This window comes from Flavobacterium agri, assembly GCF_013401995.1.
Taxonomy (GTDB): Bacteria; Bacteroidota; Bacteroidia; order Flavobacteriales; family Flavobacteriaceae; genus Flavobacterium; species Flavobacterium agri.
In genome coordinates, this window is the sequence record NZ_JACBJI010000001.1 from 459,322 (window position 1) to 481,106 (window position 21,785).

At 48.3% G+C, this 21,785-nt stretch carries 11 protein-coding genes; 6 read left to right on the top strand and 5 right to left on the bottom strand.

Annotation, left to right across the window (positions count from 1 at the left end; all coding sequences use genetic code 11):
• Window positions 1–147: 147 nt before the first annotated feature.
• The 3 genes from pdxH (at window position 148) to HZF10_RS02265 (ending at window position 2,376) form a co-directional block, all read left to right on the top strand.
• Complete coding sequence (gene pdxH / locus HZF10_RS02255) at window positions 148–792, top strand: pyridoxamine 5'-phosphate oxidase (RefSeq protein ID WP_176004553.1); 645 nt, start codon at window positions 148–150, stop codon at window positions 790–792.
• Between the two features lie 295 nt (window positions 793–1,087).
• Window positions 1,088–1,591: a CAP domain-containing protein gene (locus HZF10_RS02260; protein ID WP_176004554.1), complete on the top strand. Its 504-nt coding sequence runs from the start codon at window positions 1,088–1,090 to the stop codon at window positions 1,589–1,591.
• A gap of 269 nt (window positions 1,592–1,860) precedes the next feature.
• Window positions 1,861–2,376 (top strand): CAP domain-containing protein, encoded by a 516-nt coding sequence (locus tag HZF10_RS02265; RefSeq protein ID WP_246282444.1) that lies wholly within the window; start codon window positions 1,861–1,863, stop codon window positions 2,374–2,376.
• 86 nt (window positions 2,377–2,462) lie between these two features.
• Here the strand turns inward: HZF10_RS02265 and HZF10_RS02270 are convergent, their stop codons facing one another.
• The 5 genes from HZF10_RS02270 to HZF10_RS18030 form a co-directional block, all read right to left on the bottom strand.
• The gene (locus HZF10_RS02270) at window positions 2,463–4,418 is read right to left on the bottom strand and encodes an OmpA family protein (protein ID WP_176004555.1); all 1,956 of its coding nucleotides are present in this window, start codon (window positions 4,416–4,418) and stop codon (window positions 2,463–2,465) included.
• Between the two features lie 13 nt (window positions 4,419–4,431).
• Window positions 4,432–5,343, bottom strand: a complete 912-nt coding sequence (locus tag HZF10_RS02275) for a PorP/SprF family type IX secretion system membrane protein (RefSeq protein ID WP_176004556.1) — start codon at window positions 5,341–5,343, stop codon at window positions 4,432–4,434.
• Between the two features lie 56 nt (window positions 5,344–5,399).
• A complete protein-coding gene (locus HZF10_RS02280; RefSeq protein WP_176004557.1) occupies window positions 5,400–16,871 on the bottom strand; it encodes an HYR-like domain-containing protein in 11,472 nt (3,823 codons plus the stop codon).
• 27 nt (window positions 16,872–16,898) lie between these two features.
• Window positions 16,899–17,417, bottom strand: coding sequence for a hypothetical protein (locus HZF10_RS02285; RefSeq protein WP_176004558.1), 519 nt, complete (start codon window positions 17,415–17,417; stop codon window positions 16,899–16,901).
• 173 nt (window positions 17,418–17,590) lie between these two features.
• Window positions 17,591–17,719, bottom strand: a complete 129-nt coding sequence (locus HZF10_RS18030; protein ID WP_257008551.1) for a hypothetical protein — start codon at window positions 17,717–17,719, stop codon at window positions 17,591–17,593.
• Between the two features lie 456 nt (window positions 17,720–18,175).
• On the opposite strand from HZF10_RS18030, the gene HZF10_RS02290 reads away from it, so the two are divergent.
• The 3 genes from HZF10_RS02290 (at window position 18,176) to HZF10_RS02300 (ending at window position 21,783) form a co-directional block, all read left to right on the top strand.
• A complete protein-coding gene (locus tag HZF10_RS02290) occupies window positions 18,176–18,679 on the top strand; it encodes a SixA phosphatase family protein (RefSeq protein WP_176004559.1) in 504 nt (167 codons plus the stop codon).
• Complete coding sequence (gene ppk1 / locus HZF10_RS02295) at window positions 18,660–20,810, top strand: polyphosphate kinase 1 (RefSeq protein ID WP_176004560.1); 2,151 nt, start codon at window positions 18,660–18,662, stop codon at window positions 20,808–20,810. Before HZF10_RS02290 ends, ppk1 begins: the two co-directional genes overlap by 20 nt.
• A gap of 82 nt (window positions 20,811–20,892) precedes the next feature.
• Window positions 20,893–21,783, top strand: a complete 891-nt coding sequence (locus HZF10_RS02300) for a Ppx/GppA phosphatase family protein (protein ID WP_176004561.1) — start codon at window positions 20,893–20,895, stop codon at window positions 21,781–21,783.
• Window positions 21,784–21,785 lie beyond the last annotated feature (2 nt).

The window sequence follows — 21,785 nt, forward strand, 5'->3', positions numbered from 1 at the left end:
AAGATGTGAGATGTGAGATGTGAGATGTAAGATGTGAGATGCGGTCTATTTTAAAAACATATCATCATGTACTGTGCATCTAACATTTCACAAACAACATTTCACATTTCACATTTCACAAAAAGATCTCACAAATACTTTGCAAAAATGGAAGACCTAAGCAACTACCGACAATCCTACGAAAAAAGCGAATTGGGCGACATGGGTTTGCCCGACGAGCCTATGGAACTTTTCCGCAAATGGTTTTACGAGGCCGACGAATCGGGATTGGTACATGAAGCGAACGCCATGACGGTTTCGACTTTAGGACTCGACGGTTTCCCGAAATCGCGCATCGTATTGCTCAAACAGTTTACGTACGAAGGATTTGTGTTCTACACGAATTATGAATCCGAAAAAGGAAAAGCGATAGCCGAAAACCCGAATCTTTGTCTTTCTTTCTTTTGGCCCGGACTGGAACGCCAGGTCATCATTAAAGGTGTGGCCGAAAAAGTGATCCCGAATCTGTCGGACGGTTATTTCGAAAGCAGGCCAGATGGAAGCAAATTGGGCGCGATCGTGTCCCATCAAAGCGAAATCATCCCGAATCGTAATTATCTCGAGGAAAAATTGAAAGCGCTCGAAAAGGAATTCGAAGGAAAGGAAATCCCGCGTCCTGATTATTGGGGCGGTTATTTGGTGCGTCCAGTAGAAATAGAGTTCTGGCAGGGAAGGCCCAATCGTCTTCACGACCGCATCCGCTATAAAGTACTGCACGATTACAGTTGGCAACGCGACCGATTGTCTCCTTAAGTATCAAATACACAAAACAAAGCCGCTTTTGAGAGCGGTTTTTTTATGTCTGTAATAATCATTAATACATTAAATTGTAGGAAATTTATTTATGTTTAAAGTTAAATTGTGCATTTCATCGATTTTTTTTGGCATTTAAACGATGTTTGCTGTAATATTGACTCAAGAAAAACACCAAAACGTTCTTAATCACCCTTAAAGCAGTTTGCCCCACAATCTACTTTAAATTCCAAAGATAAAAACACCAAAGCCCAGTTTGCCCCACAATCTGCCTTTGCCTAACCTACTAATGTTTATGAAAACAAATTTACTTAAGACAGTATTATTGTGCGCTTTCGTATTCACACTCAATTCTTGCTCTTCAGATTCTGAAGAAGCCACCGCGCCAGCAAAACACGAAAATACGGTAGTTGATTACAACTATTCCGAATTGGAACTCACCACGGCACAACTCATCAACGATTACCGCGTAAGCCAAGGCTTGAACGCTTTGGAGCTCATCAATTACGTTTCGGTAAAATCGGAAGAACACAACGAATATATGATCGAGAACCAAGTGGTCAACCACGATCAATTCGATGAGCGTGCCCACGATATCATGGAAAACCTCGGTGCGGTTAAGGTGAATGAGAACATCGCCTACAATTACCAACAGCCTTCGGGAGCTTTGAACGCTTGGTTGAACAGTCCTGGACACAAAGCGAACATTGAAGGGAACTTCACACACTTCGGGATTTCCGTAACCATCGACGAGAACACCGGAAAAAAATATTACACGAATATTTTCATAAAGAAATAAAATTGAGTTGAATTAAATTGTTTTTGTTTTGACGAGAAAAACCGCCTTCCCAAAGGGCGGTTTTCTGCTTTTTGTAGGTTGTTTTTGGGGCAGAAGAAATATCGTATGTACGATTCCTCTCAGTAAAAAATCTTAAATTGTGCATTTCGTCGATTTTTTTCAATACTTCATCTGATATTTCGTTATACTTGGGCAACTAAAAAGCATTACCGGCATTTTTCTTCCCCCAAGTGGAATGCCGTTTTCCAAATCCCTAAACTAACCTACAAATGATGAAAATTCGTTTTCTCGGCCTTGTGCTTTTTTGCGCCGTGGCCGTATCGTGTTCTGCCGATTCTGAAATTGCAACACCATCTTCTTCAAATCCCGATCCCTCAAACATCGAGGACACCACTTCTTACTCTTACGATGCCGATGAACTTGAAATGTCGCAGCTGATCAACAATCATCGCGAAAGTATCGGTCTGTCTTCGTTGACTTTGGTAAATTATATTTCATTGGCTTCAGAAGGCCACAATACCTATATGATAGAGAACAACGTCGTGAACCACGACCAGTTCCAGCAGCGCGCCCAGGATTTGGCCGAAACGCTTGGTGCGCAAAACGTGAGCGAGAATGTCGCTTACAATTACCAATATGCCCAAGGTGCTTTCGACGCGTGGATGAGAAGTTCCGGACACAAAGCCGCTATTGAAGGCAATTTTACCCATTTCGGGATTTCGGTTTCTGAAGATCCGTCAACTGGGAAGAAATATTATACGGCTATGTTCGCCAAAATAGACTAAGCAAAGAATTCCACCAGATAGTAGAATAAAAAAAGCATCCGTTATTACGCGGATGCTTTTTCATTTTGGTTTTGGTGTTTACTGTATTAAAGTGCCGTAATGATGAATTGGCTACGACGGTTTTTCTGGTGTTCTTCCTCTGTACATTGTACGCCATCGGCACACTTGTTCACGAGTTGGGTTTCCCCGTAACCTTTAGAGGTAAGGCGTTCCGGAGCGATTCCTTTCGAAATCAGCCAATCGCGTGTTGACTTGGCACGACGCTCAGACAACTTCTGGTTGTACTTGTGGGATGCCCGGCTGTCGGTGTGCGAACGGATATCGATCGACATCGTCGGATACTGCATCAACACGTCGAGTACTTTTGCGATGTCAACGGCAGCATCCGGACGGATATCCCATTTGTCAAGGTCGAAGTAGATGTAATTGATACCGAATACGTCGGCAAGGTCGTCGCCCACTTTAACCTGCTTGATGCGTTTTTCAAGTTGGATAGGCAAATCGGTCTTTCCGCTGTCTTTCGAAATGGTGACTTTTTGTTCCTTGGTTTCGTACTCTTCTTTTTCGGCGCGCACGTAATATGCTTTTCCGCAATCGACGGTACCGAAATCATAGAAACCTTTGTCGTCGCTCATGACTTCCTTGAGTTTGTTGAACTTCTCGTCGAACAGCGTGACTTTGGTGTTCGGAAGCACTTCTCCCGTGGCCAAATCGGTTACGATACCGGACAATTCCTGTTCGCAGATCAATTTGCGTGTTTCGAGGAATTTGTAGATGTCATCCGATCCGGCTCCGCCTTCGCGATTCGAAGTAAGGAAACCTTTGCGTGTTTTGGTGTCGATGTAATACGCGAAATCGTCCATTTTGGAGTTGGCCGGCGCACCTAGGTTTTGTGGCTCTTCGTATGTACCGTCCTGGTTGATGCGCGACATGTAAAGATCCATTCCGCCAAGGCCTTGATAGCCGTCCGAAGCGAAGTACAATTCGTTTTCGTTGGTCACGAACGGGAACGTTTCTTTTCCTTCGGTATTTACCGAATCGCCAAGATTTACAGGTGTTCCGTATGAATTGTCACCTGTGATTTCAACTTTCCAGATGTCAGATTGCCCTTTTCCGCCAGGCATATCCGATGCGAAATACAACCATTTGCCATCGGCGCTCAAAGCCGGATGCGCAACGCTGTAAGCACTGCTGTTGAATGGCAATTCAATAACGTTTGTCCAGCTTACGGTGCTGTCTTTCTCCTTTTTCTCTACGACTTTCGTCGCTTTGTAGATTTTCAGGAGTGTGATGCGGCTGCCGCTCATGCCTTTCTTGCCGTCGTTGAAATCGTTTCGCGTGAAATACATGGTTTTTCCGTCTTTAGAGAAAACCGGAGTCGCTTCGTGGAAACGCGTATTGACGTTTTTCGCGAATTTCATCGATTTTCCGACAGAGTCACCTGTGATCGCCGCGGCATACATGTTGGTGAAATATTGGTTCGACCATTTGTGCTTGCGCTGGACGAAGTTCCCTGTATCACGAGCCGATGAGAAAACCAACTGGCCTTCGTAAACCGTACTTCCGTAATCGGAATATTTAGAGTTCACGCCCGCGTCACCAATGTTGTAGCGTCCTGAATTGGCTTCGATCTGCTTCATGTAGTCCTTGTGTTCCGAAAAATTCTTCCCGCGAAGGTCTTCATTGGTCTTGGCGACGAACGCGTTCATCATGTCGTCTGCCTTGGCATAATTTCCGACGGCTTTCAAACATTGTGAATAGCGGTAATACACTTCGGTTTCCACATCGTTCGTCATCGCGAACAACTGGTCGTACCAGGAAGCCGCTTTGTCGAATTGGGAGTTGAAGTAATAGGCGTTGCCAAGTTTCTTGAACAGATCGGCGTTCTTGTAACCTTTTGCGGCAATGCGCTCGTAGGTCTTGATCGCATCTATATACGCATATCCGTCATAGTTCTTGTCGGCGCGTCTTAAACCGGTAGTCTGCCCAAAGGTGTACAAGGACAAGACACTGAATAATAGACTGAGTAGTACTTTTTTCATGACTGTTTACGTATTAGAAGAATCGAGGAGATATGATCTTGTTTTTATTGCTGAAGAATTCATAGCGTAGGAAAATCTCATGCGAACCCGAATTGTAGTTGCGCAATCTTGTCGTTTCCAAATCGTAACCGTAACCCAGGAAAAGACCCGGCGTGATTTGGAAACCGGCCATGAAACTTACGGCAGCATCCCAACGGTAAGCCGCTCCTAGCATGAATCTGTCGTCGTAAAGCGCGTTCAGGGAAGCGTCCACTTGCAATGGCGCTCCAGTGATGGCTTTGGCCAAAACGGCGGGTTTGAGTTTCCATATCGGGTTGAGTTCGAAAACGTAACCTCCGATAAGGTAATAGTTCATACGCTCTTTGTTGATGGAAACGTCGTTGTCGCTGTAACGTGTCGTCTCGATAAAGTTCGGCACGGACAATCCGATGTAGTATTTATCGGTATGCCAGTAAACACCTGCACCTACGTTTGGAGAGAATTCATTGCTGAATCCGACCAGGCTCGGGTCATTTTGGTTTTCGGGGTTCAGCTTGCTTCGGTCAAGATTGAAGAGATTGGCTGTTCCTTTGATACCAAAAGAGAGTTTGTGGATTTCATCGGTGCGGATAGTGTAGGAGATATCGGCAGAGATGTTGTTTTCTGTTGTCGGCCCGATCTTGTCGTTGAGGAACGAAACCCCGATTCCGAGATTGCTTTCGCCGATCGGAGAGTTCACAGAAACGGAATTGGTAACCGGAGCCCCGTCAAGACCGACCCATTGGGAACGGTGTAATCCGAAAACGCTCAGCACGCCTCTCGAACCTGCATATGCCGGGTTGATGTTGATGGTGTTGTACATGTACATGGTATACTGTGCATCTTGCTGTGCCCACGATGAGAACCCTGCCAACATCAAAACGAAAATTAATAATCTTGTTTTCATTAGTCTATTGTTTTTGACCCGGGGTTTTTACGCCCCGGGCGTTAGATTTGAGTTTCTTATCTTGAAAGGTATAAATATCCGTCTAGTTTACCACTTGTACCATCGGCTTTCTTGTAGGAAATTATGTAGAAGTACGTACCAGTAGGCAGTTCGTCATCCTTCTTCAATGTTACCCTTCCTTCGGATACTCCGCGGAAAGCACGGTCATTGTTGTTGTAGTTCTTCATTTCGAATACCAGTATACCCCAACGGTTATAGATTTCAACGTTGTTCGAAACCACACACTCTGTATTTTCAAAACCAGAGATGTTGAACACCTCGTTGATACCATCGTTGTTCGGCGAGAACGCATTGTTCACGGTTACCGTACAGGCCGGATCGACCTCACAGAACGTTTCGTTCAGGTTCATTTCGATATGCACCACGCGAGGACAAGTCACATCGTCCACTACGTAATCGATCGTGTAAGTACCGTTTGGCGTTTGGAAAGGCGTCAATGTGTTTCCGTTCAATCCGAGCACTCCGTCTACGTTGACGAACGTTCCACCGGCAGGAGTTCCTGCAGGAAGCAATGTGGTCAAGTCGATGGACAAACTCGAGTCTTGGTTACACTCGTCGCGGTTTACGGTCACTTCGCTGTTCGAGATCGTCACGTTCACCACTTGAGTGAAAGTAGCCGTATTGTTACAAGCGTCGGCTACGACCCACGTCCAGGTGATGCTGTAGTTTCCGCCGACCGGTTCAGTGATCACTTCTGTGAAGACAGGAGTACCGACAGTTGAACAAGCATCGCTGAATGTCAACGTAGGAACGGCAGGAACTTGGTCGCAAGTCACATTCACGACAGGCTCAAGCGTTTCGTTGACTGTTGGAGCGGTAGTATCTTGAACCGTTACGATTTGTGTGAATGATTGAACGTTTCCGCAAGCATCCGTAGCAGTCCATGTGCGTGTGATGATTTCCGTTACCGGACATTGTCCAGGAACGCTGCTTTCGGCGTAAACCACTGCATTCGGAGCCGCGTTACATCCGTCTACCGCAGTAAGTACTGCAGGAGCAGGAACCTGACCGCACTCGGCTGTGATCGCCGGAGCCGGAGTAGTTTCTACGAATGTCGGTGCATCGTTATCGATGACGTTGATGTCTTGAGAAACCGTCGCTACGTTTCCGCAAGCGTCTGTCGCAGACCAAGTTCTTGTCAAGGTATACGATCCGGCGCAAGTGCCTTGTGTAGTAGTTTCTGTCATGGTAACGGCTACGGCAACGTTTCCGCAGTTGTCAACGGCAGTAAGCGTAGCAGCTGCAGGGATTTCGTCGCAAGACAAAGTCACGTCGGCTGGAGTCGGCTCGTTGAACGTCGGAGCAGTCGTATCGTTTACGGTGATCACTTGAGTCGCTACAGAAGTGTTTCCACAAGCATCGGCAAATGTCCAAGTACGTGTGATCACGAAAGAGTTCGCACAGTTTCCTGGAGCAACGCTGTCAACTGCCTCAACGGTAATCGGTGTTTCGCTACAGTTGTCGGTAGCTGTCAAAGTAACGGCAGCCGGAACTTCGGAAGCACAGGACACAGTCACGTTTGCAGGTACGTTCTCAGGAAGTACCGGAGCAGTCGTATCACCGACAGAGATGTTTTGAGAAACAGATGAAGTGTTTCCGCAAGCATCGGTGAATGTCCAAGTACGTACGATGGTGTACGAATTCGGGCAAGCGCCTTTTGTAACAACATCTACACCTTCTGCAGAGATTGTTCCGTTACAATTGTCTTGAGCAGTCAAAGTAACGTTGGCCGGAACTTCGCCACCGCAAGATGCAGTCACATCGGCCGGAGCTTCAGGAGCAACAGGAGCAGTCGTATCGTTAACAGAGATGTTTTGAGAAACAGATGAAGTGTTTCCGCATGCATCGGTAAATGTCCAGGTACGAACGATAGTGAACGAGTTCGGACAGTTTCCTGCTGTTACGACGTCTACACCTTCTACAGCGATAGCACCGTTACAGTTGTCTTGTGCAGTCAAAGTAACATTAGCAGGAACTTCACCGGCACATTGTGCAGTAACGTCGGCTGGAGCTTCTGGAGCAACCGGAGCAACGTTGTCGTTTACAGAAATCGTTTGGGTAACAGTCGAAGCGTTTCCACATGCATCGGTGAATGTCCAGGTACGTACGATGTTGAACGAATTAACGCAAGCACCTTTTGTTATTTCTTCTGTCATTACACCTTCGATGTTTCCGCCACAAGCGTCTACAGCAGTAAGGGTTACGGCAGCAGGAACTTCACCGGCACATTGAGCTGTTACGCTCTCTGGTGCTGTTGGAGCAACCGGAGCAACAGTATCGATCACGTTGATGGTTTGTGATACGGACGAAGTGTTTCCGCACGCATCGGCAAAAGTCCAAGTACGTACGATCGTGTACGTTCCGGGGCATTCGCCAGCAGTCTGCACATCTACACCTTGAGCCGAAATTTGCTCGCCACAGTTGTCGGTAGCGGTCAAAGTAACGTTTTCAGGAAGTGCATCGCCACATTGAACAGTTGCGTTAGCCGGAGCTTCAGAAGCAGTCGGAGCCACGTTGTCGATCACGTTGATCGTTTGTGAAATCGAAGTCGTGTTCGCGCAAGCATCGGTAAACGTCCAGGTACGAACGATAGTGTACGTTCCGGCGCATTGGCCAGCAGTCGTAACGTCTACACCTTGAACGCTGATCTCACCAAGACAGTTGTCTATAGCGGTAAGCGATACGTTGGCAGGAACTTCAGCGGCACAAGCCACAGTCACGTTGGCCGGAGCTTCTGGAGCAACCGGAGCAGTCGTATCTGAAATTGTGAACGTAGCCGAAGTCGTTGAAGCGTTTCCGCAAGCGTCGGTAGCAGTAAAGATTACCGTTACGGCAGCAGAACAGTCGTTTCCGATTCCGTTGTAGTTATTTGCCCAAGTCACGTTTGAACAAGAATCTGTAGCAGTGGCGCCTCCGTTAGAAGCCAACCATTGCTCAAGCGCATTCTCGTTTCCTGTTCCACATTGGATAGCCAGGTTTTGAGCCTCGGCTGTAATAGTAGGAGCAGTAGTGTCTTGTACGTTAATGGTTTGCGTAGCCGTTGCTGTGTTGCCACAAGCGTCGGTTGCAGTCCATGTACGGGTAATAGAGTAAGAACCTGCGCATTGTCCTTGAGTAGTCGCATCTTCGAAAGTCAAGGTCACGTCACCGGCACAGTTGTCGGTAGCGGTCGCTTGGGCGAACTCTGGAGTTGCAGGACATTCGATTGTAGATGTCGCTGGCAATTCGGCGATTACAGGTGCAACGTTATCGTTAACCGTGATGGTTTGAGAAACGGATGAAGTGTTTCCGCAAGCATCAGCGAAAGTCCAGGTACGAACGATTACGAACGAATTCGCACAGTTTCCTGGAGTCGTTACGTCTACACCTTCTGCAGTGATTTCTCCACCACAGTTGTCTGTAGCCGTAAGCGAAACGTTTGCAGGAACGTCACCGGCACAAGCCAAGGTTACGTTAGCCGGAGCTTGTGGAGCAACCGGAGCGGTCGTATCGTTAACCGAGATAGTCTGGGAAACAGATGATGAGTTTCCGCAAGCATCGGTAAATGTCCAGGTACGTACGATCGTGAAAGAACCTTCGCACTGGCCAGGAGTCGTTACATCGACACCTTGTGCAGCGATTTGCTCACCGCAGTTGTCGATAGCTGTCAACGTTACATTAGCCGGAACTTCGCCTGTACATTGAGCCGTTACGTTAGCCGGAGCTTCAGGAGCAACAGGTGCTACAGTATCGTTTACATTGATGGTTTGAGATACGGAAGAACTGTTTCCGCAGGCATCTGTAAATGTCCATGTACGAACCACGGTGAACGAGTTCGGGCAAGAACCTGGAGTCACTACATCTACACCTTCGGCAGTGATAGCGCCTTGGCAGTTGTCTTGAGCAGTCAAGGTCACACTGCTAGGAACTTCACCGGCACAAGATACGTTTACGTTAGCCGGAGCTTCAGGAGCAACCGGAGCTACAGTATCGTTTACAGTGATGGTTTGAGAAACAGAAACCGAATTCGCGCAAGCATCGACAAATGTCCAGGTACGAACGATCGTGTACGATCCGGCACATTGGCCAGGAGTCGTCACATCTACACCTTGAACCGCGATGTTACCCGCACAGTTGTCGGTAGCTGTAAGCGTTACGTTAGCAGGAACGTCGGCGGCACACTGAACAGTTACGGCAGCCGGAGCTTCTGGAGCAACCGGAGCGGTGGTGTCAGATACGGTGAACGTAGCCGAAGTCGTAGAAGCGTTTCCGCAAGCATCGGTAGCAGTGAAGATCACCGTTACAGCCGATGTACAGTCGTTTCCGATTCCGTTATAATTGTTGGTCCAGGTCACGGCAGAACAAGCGTCAGTCGCAGTCGCGCCTCCGTTAGAAGCCAACCAGTCGTTAAGCGCGTTCTCGTTTCCTGCACCGCATTGAATCGCAAGGTTTTGAGCCTCGGCAGTGATGGTCGGAGCAGTGATATCCTGAACGTTTATAGTCTGGGTTGCAGTCGCTGTGTTTCCGCAAGCGTCTGTCGCAGTCCAAGTACGAGTGATCGAGTATGAACCGGCACATTGTCCTTGAGTCGTCACATCTTCGAAAGTCAAGTTCACGTCACCGGCGCAGTTGTCGGTAGCCGTAGCTTGAGCGAACGCCGGAGTTGCAGGACAATCGATAGTCGTCGCAGCTGGCAATTCAGAAATTACCGGAGCGATGTTATCGTTGACCGTGATCGTTTGAGAAACCGATGAAGTGTTTCCGCAAGCATCGGCAAAAGTCCAGGTACGAACGATGACGAACGAGTTGGCACAGTTGCCAGGAGTCGTCACATCTACACCTTGAGCCGTGATGACTTCACCACAGTTGTCGGTAGCCGTCAGCGTCACGTTGGCCGGAACTTCGGCAGCACACTGAGCCGTTACGTTAGCCGGAGCTTCTGGAGCAACCGGAGCTACAGTATCGTTAACCGAGATGGTTTGAGAAACAGATGACGTATTTCCGCAAGCATCGGTAAATGTCCAAGTTCTGACGATGGTGAACGAACCGGCGCAAGCACCAGGAGTCGTAACATCTACACCTTGAGCTTCGATAGTACCGGAACAGTTATCCTGAGCGGTCAAAGTAACATTAGCAGGAACTTCGGCAGAACAAGAAGCCGTCACGTTAACCGGAGCTTGTGGCGCAACCGGAGCTACGTTATCGTTAACCGAAATAGTTTGAGAAACCGATGAAGTGTTTCCGCAAGCGTCGGTAAACGTCCAGGTACGCACGATAGTGAACGAGTTCGGACAGTTGCCCGGAGTCGTTACGTCTACACCTTCGGCAGTGATAGCGCCTTGACAATTGTCTTGAGCGGTCAAAGTCACATTGGCCGGAATTTCAGAAGCGCAAGCCGCTGTCACGTTTGCCGGAGCTGCAGGAGCAACCGGGGCTACGTTATCGTTGACGGTAATTGTTTGTGATACGGATGATGTGTTTCCGCAAGCATCGGCAAAAGTCCAGGTTCTAACGATTACGAAAGAGTTCGGGCAGTTTCCAGGAGTAGTCACATCTACACCTTCAACGGTGATCGCACCTTGACAGTTATCCTGAGCGGTCAAAGCAACGTTCGCCGGAACTTCAGAAGCACAAGCGGCAGTTACGTTGGCCGGAGCTTGTGGAGCAACCGGAGCAGTCGTATCGTTTACTGTAATAGTCTGTGAAACCGATGACGTGTTGGCGCAAGCATCAACGAATGTCCAGGTACGAACGATCGTGAACGATGCGGCGCAAGCACCAGGAGTCGTAACGTCTACACCTTGAACCGTGATGTTTCCGGCACAGTTGTCAACAGCAGTCAAAGAAACATTCGCAGGAACGTTGGCAGTACACTGAACAGTCACGTTCGCCGGAGCAGCAGGAGCAACCGGAGCGGTAGTGTCAGATACGGTGAACGTAGCCGAAGTCGTAGAAGCGTTTCCGCAAGCGTCGGTAGCTGTAAAGATTACAGTGATCGCGGCAGAACAATCGTTTCCGATTCCGTTGTAGTTATTCGTCCAGGTTACGGCAGAACATGAATCGGTAGCAGCTGCGCCTCCGTTAGAAGCCAACCAATCGTTCAATGCGTTCTGGTTCGCACCACACTGGATCGTGAGGTTTTGGGCCTGGGCCGTGATGACAGGAGCAGTGATGTCCTGAACATTGATAGTCTGTGAAGCAGTCGCTACGTTTCCGCAAGCATCGGTCGCCGTCCAAGTTCTTACGATAGTGTAAGCGTTAGAACAAGATCCCGGAGTCGTCACATCGTTAGAAGTCAACTGAACCGCACCGGAACAGTTGTCTGTTGCGGTCGGAGTCGTCCAAGATGGAGTTGCAGGACAGTCGATAGTGGTTGCAGCCGGCAATTCGGAAATTGTAGGTGCAATGTTATCGTTAACCGAGATGGTTTGAGAAACAGATGACGTGTTTCCGCAAGCGTCCGCAAATGTCCAAGTGCGTACGATCGTGAATGAATTCGCACATTGACCAGGAGTGGTCACATCGACACCTTGAGCGGTGATCGCACCTTGGCAGTTGTCCTGAGCGGTCAACGTTACATTCGCCGGAACTTCAGAAGCACAAGCGACAGTCACATTAGCCGGAGCTTCTGGAGCAACCGGAGCGACGTTGTCGTTTACGCTGATCGTTTGTGAAACCGATGATGAATTTCCACATGCATCAACAAAAGTCCAAGTACGAACGATCGTGAACGAGTTCGGGCAGTTACCAGGAGTCGTCACATCGACACCTTGAGCAGTGATCGCACCGGAGCAGTTGTCCTGAGCGGTCAACGTTACATTCGCAGGAACTTCAGCAGAACACTGAGCAGTTACGTTTGCCGGAGCTGTTGGAGCAACCGGAGCAACAGTATCGTTTACATTGATAGTTTGTGAAACCGATGATGAATTTCCACATGCATCAACAAAAGTCCAAGTACGAACGATCGTGAACGAGTTCGGGCAGTTGCCCGGAGTCGTCACATCGACACCTTGAGCGGTGATCGCACCAGAACAGTTGTCCTGAGCGGTCAAAGCAACGTTCGCAGGAACTTCAGAAGCACAAGCGGCAGTTACGTTGGCCGGAGCTTGTGGAGCAACCGGTGCTACGTTATCGTTAACGGTAATTGTTTGAGATACGGATGAAGTGTTACCGCAAGCATCAGCAAAAGTCCAGGTTCTAACGATCGTGAACGAGTTCGGACAGTTTCCAGGAGTAGTCACATCTACACCTTCAACGGTGATCGCACCCTGACAGTTATCCTGAGCGGTCAAAGCAACGTTCGCAGGAACTTCAGAAGCACAAGCGGCAGTTACGTTGGCCGGAGCTTGTGGAGCAACCGGAACAACAGTATCGTTAACCGTAATTGTTTGAGATACGGATGAAGTGTTTCCACACGCATCGGCGAAAGTCCAGGTACGAACGATCGTGAACGATCCGGCACAAGCGCCAGGAGTAGTCACATCTACGCCTTGAGCTTCGATAGCGCCTTGGCAGTTGTCCTGAGCGGTCAAAGTAACGTTAGCCGGAACTTGAGCTGAACACTGAGCCGTAACGTTTGCCGGAGCTGCAGGAGCAACCGGAGCGACAGTATCGTTTACATTGATGGTTTGAGAAACTGAAGAGGAGTTTCCACAAGCATCGGTAAATGTCCAAGTGCGTACGATGGTGAATGAGTTCGGGCAGTTGCCGGGAGTCGTCACGTCTGTACCTTGAACCGCGATCGCACCAGAACAGTTGTCCTGTGCAGTCAAAGTCACGTTAGCAGGAACTTGTGAAGCACAAGCGACGTTCACATTAGCCGGAGCTGCTGGAGCAACCGGAGCGGTAGTGTCAGATACGGTAAAGGTAGCCGAAGTCGTAGCGGTGTTTCCGCAAGCGTCGGTAGCCGTGAACATAACGGTTACTGCGGCCGAACAATCGGTTCCGATCGTAGTGAAGTTATTCGACCATGTAACGGCAGAACAAGAATCGCTTGCAACAGCGCCTCCGTTAGAAGCCAACCATTGGTTCAAAGCGTTCTGGTTTCCTGCAGTACACTGGATCGTCAAGTTTTGCGCTTGAGTCGTGATGGTCGGAGCCGTGATATCCTGAACGTTGATCGTTTGTGAAGCGGTAGCTGTGTTTCCGCAAGCATCCGTCGCAGTCCAAGTTCTTACGATGGTGTACGAGTTAGGACAAGATCCCGGAGTCGTTACGTCATTAGAAGTCAATGTCACGTTTCCGCCACAAGTATCGGTAGCCGTCGGAGTCGTCCAAGATGGAGTCGCCGGACAATCGATAGTAGTCGCTGCAGGCAATTGTGAAATTACCGGAGCAGTCGTATCCACTACATTATATACTTGAGTAGCGGTAGCCACGTTTCCGCAAAGGTCGGTAGCGGTCCAAGTTCTGGTAATGGTGTAAGAACCACCACAGTTTCCTTGAACAGTCGTATCCGAAGAGGTCAAAGTGACCAATCCTTCGCAATTATCCGTAGCCGATGGTGTTACCCATGTCGGAGTCTCAGGACATTGAAGTGTCGTAGGTTCAGCAGGCAAACCGGCAATTACCGGAGGCGTGCTGTCCATGATGTTGATCGTCTGTGTCACGTTCACGTTTCCGCAAGCAGAAGTAACCGTGAAAGTACGTGTAACGACAACCGGACAGTTTCCAGAGCGAACGTCGGTATACGTAATAGTATAGTTACCGATGTTGGCAACGTTAGAGATATTACCACCGGCAGCCTGGAACTGCGCCAAAGTGATCGTTACCGGCGAAGTGCTGTAGGTAAGACCCGTAATCACGTCCGGACCGCAACCGTTGAAAGTAGCATTGGTCGGAGCCGTAACGGCCGGAGCCGGATATACGTTGACGGTAATCGGCACTTTTGGTCCGATACATGTCGGGCTTTGCGCCTCGGCAACATAATACGTAAACGTACCTACGTTACCGGTTGCAGGCGTGATCGACATTTGCGGCTGACCGTTCTGAGTCAGATAATAATATAATGTGAGGCCAGGAGAGCTTGGTGTAGCCGTAAGTGGCGAAGCATTAGCTCCTTGGCAATAGTTCACAGGGCCGGCGACCGTCGGAGTAGTGTTGATGGTCGTAACGGTAATCGTGAACTGGAAGAAACAACCGTTCAAAGCTCCCGGAGGCACGGCATAGTACGTTTGCGTACCAAGCGTGGCAGGGAATGGGTTGCTGATCGTATACTGTGTGGTGTTCGGTCCTACCGGATATTGGTTGTAGAACGTAGATCCGTTAGGGAAACTTCCCGAAACCGCAGTGATCGGAATAGCCGCACCCGTGCTACAGAAAGTAAAGGCCGTAATAGGAGGCGTAGACTGACAGTGCGTGTTTACGTAATCCTGAGCGTTCACGTTCACCAAAAGCGGAGCCGAAATCGCAGTTCCCTGACAAGTTCCGTTCGTGGTATAGCCTTGGATGAGGTCGCGGTCGTTGAATACGATTCCGGTAATCGCGCCCGAACCGGTAAATGAACCGTTAACGGCTACGATGTTCTGGCAGTTCGCGTTTTTCAACAATTCGCAATCGGTAGTGACGCTGATTCGGAAAGTTAACGTACCCAAAATCGTGTCCGGGTTCGCAGGAACAGGAAGCGTTCCGATATCCCAAACCACAGATCCGTTCGATCCGATTGCCGGGTTGAATGTCAAAGAGTTAGGTGTCGGAGCAGGTGTAAAGAAAACCTGTCTTACCGCACTGTTGTTCACATATTCGGTGTTGTAAGGGATCGGAATGGTAAGTTTGGCGTTGTTGATCGCCTCGGTCCCGCGGTTGCGCACGTTGATCTTGAACTCCATTTCCTGTCCTGGCAAAGCGGTATAAGGACCTACTGCAGGAACGGGAACGTTATTGATGCTGACCGCAGAAAGATCGCCTTCAACATCTGGGATATAAGCATCCACCGCCATTGCGATCGCGAAGATGATGTACGTATCCTGAGTCGAACCGTAACGGAAAGTCGTCGAAGTCTGGTTGTTCGTGATCAAGCCGTTGCCCGTATTCGGAAGGTTGAACATACTGATGTCGAGACCCGTATTGTTCACCAAGTTAGGCGTTCTCGCACCCGCAGTCTGGATGCTCGAGTTGAAGAAGTTGCCCGTGCTGTTCGCCGAATGGTTCAAGCTCTGCCATGTACTGTTGTCCTGACGTTGGATCTGGAAGTAATCGCCAGAAATTCCGTTGTCGCCTTCACCAGCCATCAGACCAAGTTTGATTCCGACCGGACCCGCCTGTACAGTATTGAATCCTGAAATAGGAAGGTCGTTGCTCGCCGTACCGCCGATAACATAAGCGTGACCGTCAAAGATCGTTACGTCGCGGTATTTCATTTTGGAGTTTTCGTACACTACGATAAGTCCCCAACCGCCGTAATATCCGGTTCCTCCACCGTTTCCTTCGATAAGGGCGATGTCGGCGGCGGTATATTCACCAAGTCCGTGAGTCTTGACATAGTCGGTAACTTCGGCATAAGCCGAGTACATGTAGTCATCCTGGGTTGTAGGATAATAAATGTCGCTGGCGTTCGCCGTGAATTCCGAGTAAGAAGAAGCGCCCGGTCCTTTGAACTGGATTTTTCTCTTGTCGAAGTTTTTGGTGACGTCGAGCGTTGAGTTGGCATTTCCTCCGATATGAACAGAAGCGGTAGAGCCTGACTGGTAATCGCCTTCGCTCAAGTTGGTCGAAGACGGACGCGTAAACGAGTTGATCGTGATGACCACAAAACCGTCGTTGATTACATAAGGCGTAGTCAATGTGGCCGTTTTGTTGCTGCCGTTCGTAGCTACCGTTGAGCCGATAACACTATAAGTTCCGCCATTGATGCGTACGCTTACGGTATTGTCGTTCTGGAAGATGAAGTCATATTCGGTAGTGCCGTTCGAGAAACGGTAACGCGGATAACGCGCGTTGCTTCCGCCTTGACGTGAAACCGTCATGTCGTAGTTCGAGCTGGCGATATCCTCGTTATGGTCGACCGTCTGTGTCTGGTTCAAAGCCGCACCCGGAGCCGGAGAGCTTTTCGTGACGCTGAACGTATTGTTGTTCGGGCTGCTGTTTCCGGCACGACCTGTCCAGTAAAGACCGGCGTAGATGATGTTGGAACACGAAGGCACCGCTCCGTTCTCTGTCGACAAGCCCAAAGTAGCCGAAGACGAGTTGAACGTTTGCGTACCGCCCAAACCTGTAGCGGTTGGCGAATCGACATCTACATAGACCATGGTGTTGTTACCGTTCTGGGTAAGGTCACCGTAGTTTTGCAACGTAAGGTTGGTGTTACCCATCATGGTGAAGTCACCCTTGATGCTGTAGATCTTTTTCGTAGGACTGAATTGCGAAGTGCGTTGGGTGAACGGTACACGGACCTGAGCGTTTGCAGCAAAGGTGAATCCCAACAGTGCCGTAAGTAACAGCATCAGGAATTTGGGAGTCGCAATTTTAGACTTGAAGTATATGTTTTTCATATTCTCTGCTTTTATATAAATCGCTGCTTAGTGCAGTGTCGGGATGTTATAGAAGACACTGTATCGCGGATCTGTATTGTGTACGATCGAAATGATTTTCGGTCCGGTCACATTCACTTCCGAAACGAGATACACATACTGCAATCTCGGGAAGGCTGAAAGCACCGACAGGTCGAGTGCGGCCGAAAAATCACTTTGGCTCTTGAATTTTACGGTCACGATCTCAACGCTTTGGGGAAGGTTGAGACTGCCAAGGCTTGAAAAAGACCTGACATCCGTAAACAGGCATACCGGGCTTGACCCGTACGTCTTGACCGCTCCGGCTTCTACATAGGCCGAAGGTTGGACGTCGTTCAAAAGGCTTCTTACATGTTTGACCTGTCCCGATTTGTTAGCCTGGAGGCTTTGCAGGAACTGATCTACATGTACGATGGCCTGAACCGTTGACTCACTCTGCGAAGCGGCAGCCGATTTGGTGCCTCTGGCCGTTTGGGCCGTAATGTCCATCGCAGAAAAGACAAATACCAAAAGGAGTAGCATTCTCATCATGAATTGGATTTGTTTTCCAGACAGTAAGGAATTGTCTGTTCGGTTAGTTAATCTGATTGGGATCTGGTGTTTCATTTCGGTGCTTTTTAATTCACGTTTTGACGATTAGGCACATCGCTGGCTTAATCACCGGTGGGCTAAATTAGATACTGACTTCAATCTTGTCTCATTTAGTCTACCAACAACCCGAAAACTCGTTCAAAAGCATTTTTTGACTCATTTTCTGGGTCGGTTTTTATCCCAAAAGTTGGTTTTTGTATAAAAATCCTTACTGTTTTTTGCGGTTTTTCTGCTGGCATTTTGACACTTTTTTAGAGTTTTTTTAAGATTTTACGAATCGAAAGTATATGTAATAAAAATACTTACCAAATATTTTATCGATAAAATACATAAAAACATAGATAAAATACACTATTTAACTATAATTGTAATACTATGACTACAATATATAATCAACAATAAGTTGTTGAAAACATTTCATCGATTGTTAACAAAGCGCTAAAAAAAGTAGTTGGTCGAATTTTTGTGTTTTTGGTCGTTTTTTACTCTTTTTAGCATCGTTGAAATGCATTTTTGAGTTGTTCGTGTCTGAAAACGACTAAAAAATGTTACTGTTTTTTGTTAAAAAAGTTATCAGGATTAAGCTGTTGGAAAATCGTTTTCGAGCAAGCAATTCACGGATAAATTATTCCCAAAAAATTTTACCGTCGAACGATTTTTGCTTAACTTGAAAGCACACAGCTAAAACCTTAATTATGAAGAATCTAATCGTAGTCAGGCATGCCAAATCGAGTTGGGACGCTCCGTTGCGTGATATCGACCGTCCGCTGCAGCAAAGAGGTATAAAAGATGCGCATCTGGTATCGTCCTCGCTTTCGGATTCTTTGCCGAAAACGTTCGTCATCATAAGCAGCCCCGCCAAACGCGCATCCGAGACGGCGGTGATCTTCGCGCAGAACATTTCGTATCCCGTAGAAAGCATCCAGTACAACGAAGATCTTTATACGTTCGACGAACGTCAACTCGAGAAAGAGATACGCGACATAGACAACGATTACGATAATGTTATTCTTTTCGGCCATAATGAGGCCATCACGAATTTTGTCAATAAATTTGGGGATATCTTTATAGATAACGTAACGACTTCTGGGGTCGTCTCTCTTACATTTGATTCCGACGACTGGAGCGGGATCGACAAAGGAAAGACCCGCAAAGTCCTTTTCCCAAGAGATTTAAAGAATGAGTTCAGACCAATATAGGTACATAGACAGAGAAAAAAGCTGGCTAGCCTTCAACGCCAGGGTATTACAGGAAGCCGGCGATGAGACCGTCCCATTGCTTGAAAGGCTTCGATTCCTCGGAATTTTTTCCAACAACTTCGACGAGTTTTTCCGTGTGCGTTTCGCCGCCATACGCAGGCTTGCGCTTTCGGGCGAGTCGGGCGAGAAATTGCTCGGCGGCGTCTCGGCCCAACAATTGGTGAAAGACATTACCGAAATCGTGATCCGCCAGCAATCCGAAAGCTTGCGCATACTCAACGTGATCGAAAACCAACTGGCCAAGGAAAACATCTTCATGGTCAACGAAAAGGAAGTGACCAGAGAACAGGAGAATTTCATCAAGGATTATTTTATCCAGAAGGTAAGTCCGGCGTTGGTGACGATCATCCTCAACGATTTGGCCGAATTCCCGCTGCTCAAAGACACGGCGGGCTATCTCGCGGTCAAGCTCGTACTCAATACGCCTCCCGACAAAAATCCGCTGATCAACCTGGTCAAGCCCAAACGAGAGGTGCGTTACGCGCTTATCGAAATGCCTAAGACGATCAATCGTTTCGTGGTGCTGCCGACGGTGGAGGACAAGCAATTCGTGATGCTTCTCGACGACGTGATCCGTTACAACCTCGACAGTATCTTCAATATTTTCGATTACAAAAGCGTCAAGGCGCACATGATAAAAATTACGCGCGATGCGGAACTCGATATCGATTCGGATATGTCTAAATCGATGCTCGAAAAGATCGCGTATTCGGTAAAGGAACGCCGGATCGGTGAGCCGGTACGCTTCGTTTACGACCAATCGATCGGCAAGGACACGCTCAAGTTTTTCCTGACGCATCTCGAGATCGATTCCTCGGATTCCATCATTCCCGGCGGGCGTTACCACAACCGTCGCGACTATATGGACTTTCCTAATTTGGGCCGATACGACTTGCTGTACAAGCAAAAAACGCCTGTTCCGGTTAGGGGTTTGGGCCTCGACGGAAGCGTGCTCAACAAGATCGCAGAGAAAGATTATATGGTGTACGCGCCATACCAATCGTTCTCGTACCTGATCAAGTTTTTGCGTGAAGCGGCGCTCGACCCGAACGTCACGACGATAAAAATCACGTTGTATCGCCTCGCGCAGAATTCCCAGATCGTGAGTTCGCTTGTCAACGCGGCCAAAAATGGCAAGAAAGTAACCGTGCAGATCGAATTGCAGGCGCGTTTCGACGAAGCCAGTAACATTTCGTATGCAGAGCAGATGCAAACCGAAGGCATTAACCTGATTTTCGGTATCAAAGGCCTTAAAGTCCATAGCAAGATCTGTGTCGTCGAACGCATCGAAAAAGGAAAACTCAAACGTTACGGCTTCATTTCGACCGGAAACTTCAACGAGAATACGGCGCGTTTTTATACCGATGTGACGTTGTTCACGAGTCATCAGCAAATACTCAAGGAAGCTTCGAAAGTATTCGACTTTTTCGAGGTGAACTACAGGCTTCACCGATACAAGCACCTTATCGTTTCGCCTCATTACACACGAACCAAATTCGGAAAACTCATCGACCGCGAGATTTTGAACGCGACTTTGGGCCGTGCGGCGTACATCGACATGAAGATGAACAGCCTTTCGGATTTTCCGATGATCGACAAACTGTACGACGCGAGCCGCGCCGGTGTCAAGGTGCGTTTGCAGATACGCGGTATTTGCGCGTTGATTCCGGGTGTGCCTGGCATGAGCGAAAACATCGAAGCGATCAGTATCGTCGACAATTTCCTCGAACATTCGCGTGTCTTTATTTTCTGCAACGACGACAGGCCCGAGGTATACATCGGTTCGGCCGATCTGATGCGACGCAACCTCGACGCGCGTGTGGAAGTGACGTGTCCGATCTACGACGAAGGCATCAAAAGGGAACTCATAGAAACGTTCGAGATCGGTTGGAAAGGAAACGTGAAAGCGCGCTTCCATTCAGAAAAACTCGACAATATCTATCGTGCGAGAGGTGAAAATCCGGTGTTCCGCGCCCAATTCGAGATGTACAACTACTATCTCGACAAAATCGCGAAAGACGAAGAGGAAAAGCAGAAAGCAGTAGCGGAAAGTAGTGGCAGGATGCCGTAATCGCTTTGCATTCGACGTTTTTCCAATTTAGACATAAATCCGAATCGTCTTTATAATCGACGATTCGACAACTCAACATTAATTGATCAATATCCGTAAATACGCCGCGATCGACATCGGTTCCAATGCCGTAAGATTGCTCGTGGCCAACATTATAGAAGAAGCCGGGAAAGAAACCCAATTTACCAAATCGTCGCTTGTGCGCGTTCCGATCCGTTTGGGCCAGGACGTGTTCACCAAAGGCGAAATTTCCGAAGAGAACATCGTGCGCATGTGCGACGCCATGAAAGCCTACAAGCTTCTCATGAAAGTGCACAAAGTGGAAAAGTACATGGCTTGTGCAACCTCGGCCATGCGTGAAGCCGACAATGGAAAAGAAGTGGTGGAACGCATCGCCAAAGAATCGGGTGTCGACATCGAAATCATCGACGGCAAAAAAGAAGCGGCCATCATCGCCTCGACCGATCTGCATTTCCTGCTAAAAACAGAAAATACGTATTTATATGTGGATGTGGGCGGCGGCAGTACCGAATTCTCATTGTTTTCGAACGGGAAAATCGTGGCTTCTAAATCGTTCCGGATCGGCACGGTGCGTTTCATCAACCACATGGTGCACGAATCGGTGTGGATAGAAATCGAGGCATGGATCCGAGAGCATTCGGTCGATTACGACAACATCAGTCTTATCGGTTCGGGTGGAAACATCAACAAAATCTTCAAGCTTTCGGGTAAATTACAGGAAAAACCGCTTTCGTATATGTACCTGAATTCGCAGTATTCGCTGATGAATTCGATGTCGTACGAACAGCGTATTTCCGAACTTGGCCTCAATGCCGACCGTGCCGACGTCATCATTCCGGCGTTGCAGATCTATCTCAACGCGATGAAATGGAGTGGTGCGCGCAACATTTACGTGCCCAAAATCGGTCTGTCGGACGGAATCATAAAAGCCTTATATTACGGGAAGATTTAAAT